This window comes from Massilia genomosp. 1, assembly GCF_011682185.1.
Lineage (GTDB): Bacteria > Pseudomonadota > Gammaproteobacteria > Burkholderiales > Burkholderiaceae_D > Telluria_A > Telluria_A rubra.
The window spans coordinates 1-1205 of sequence record NZ_WHJF01000295.1 but is presented as its reverse complement, the minus strand read 5'-3'; the positions used below and the strand labels follow the sequence as shown (position 1 = coordinate 1205).

Below are 1205 nucleotides of genomic sequence, written 5' to 3'. Positions count from 1 at the left end.
TGAGTATGGTCACTCAACCTGATGGGTTTCGGCGCCATTTTGATCACGTAGCGTGATGGGCGATGGGGTGACCCCCGCAAGGAACTTGAACAAATGCTCCTATTGGGGGAGTCTTCGGTTTCCTAAGACTTCAGACTGCCCATAGTGTGCCACGTCCTCCTTGCCAACATCAAATTTCTCCAGCAATTAGTCCTGATCGACCAGGATTTGGCCGAGCAAACTCGTTTTCAAGGCTGCCCTTGCGGCGGCGCTCTCCACCAAGCCCACTTCCCGCGCAAACCGCGCAGCTGTCCGAGCGAGGTCCGCGATGATTTCGCCAAACGATTCAGCTATTGTTGCTCGCAATGCCGCAGGCGCATGACGGCTGTATCCGTGCGCTTCCTTGGCCGGCGGGTGCACCTGGCACTGGCGGTGGTACTGCTGTCGGAACGCGGCCCGACACCGGCGGTGGCCATGCGCCTGGCGCAGCAGTTGGCCGTCTCGCCGCGTACCGTCGCACGCTGGCGGCAGTGGTGGCGCGACAGCTTCCCGGTTACAGCCTTATGGCAGACGATGTGCGGGCGGTTCATGCCGCCGCCGGACATGACGCTGCTGCCAGGTGCGCTGCTGGCGCGCTTTGCCGGTGACGGCGACGCAGCGATGAAGCGTCTGCTCATGTTCCTGACACCGCTGACGGGTAGCGCGGCGATCACGCTACGAGCGGGCCGGTGATGACACGCAGAAGATGCCAATAGCCTCCCTTCGGCACCCCTTGTAGGCTTCGCGACGTGCGTGGTGCCGCCGGCGCCAGCCATTCAAGGAGACCTGTTTGAGTTCGATCCCCGCTACCCCCAAGCGCGATCGCTGGGCGCACTTGCGCTTCGCGATCGTCGGCCCGCTGCTGGCGGCGCCGCCGCAGCCCGGCCAGTTATACGGCGCCATCCGCGACCTGGCGGCCAAGACCTGGCGCCATCCCGTGTCTGGAACGGATGTCCGGTTTGCCACTGCGACCATCGAGCGCTGGTTCTACGCCGCGCGCAATGCCAGCGATCCGGTAAGCCAGCTGCGTGATCGGCGGCGTGGCGACCGCGGTACCTTCCACAGTTTGGCGCCGGCGGTCATTGCCGCATTGCGCGCACAATACGATGCCCATCCTGGCTGGACGGTGCAACTGCATTTCGACAATCTGAAGGTCGCGCTGCAAGGCACCGCACTGCCGTCGTACC

The 1205-nt window shown here is 63.9% G+C and carries 1 protein-coding gene and 1 pseudogene; both read left to right on the top strand.

All coding sequences use genetic code 11. The features are described 5' to 3' along the window. Window positions 1-144 precede the first annotated feature (144 nt). On the top strand, window positions 145-711 hold the full coding sequence (locus F1735_RS33690) for a hypothetical protein (RefSeq protein WP_167241372.1): 567 nt from the start codon (window positions 145-147) through the stop codon (window positions 709-711). Between the two features lie 97 nt (window positions 712-808). Continuing rightward, window positions 809-1205: pseudogene (locus F1735_RS33685) on the top strand (IS481 family transposase); the annotation flags it as partial.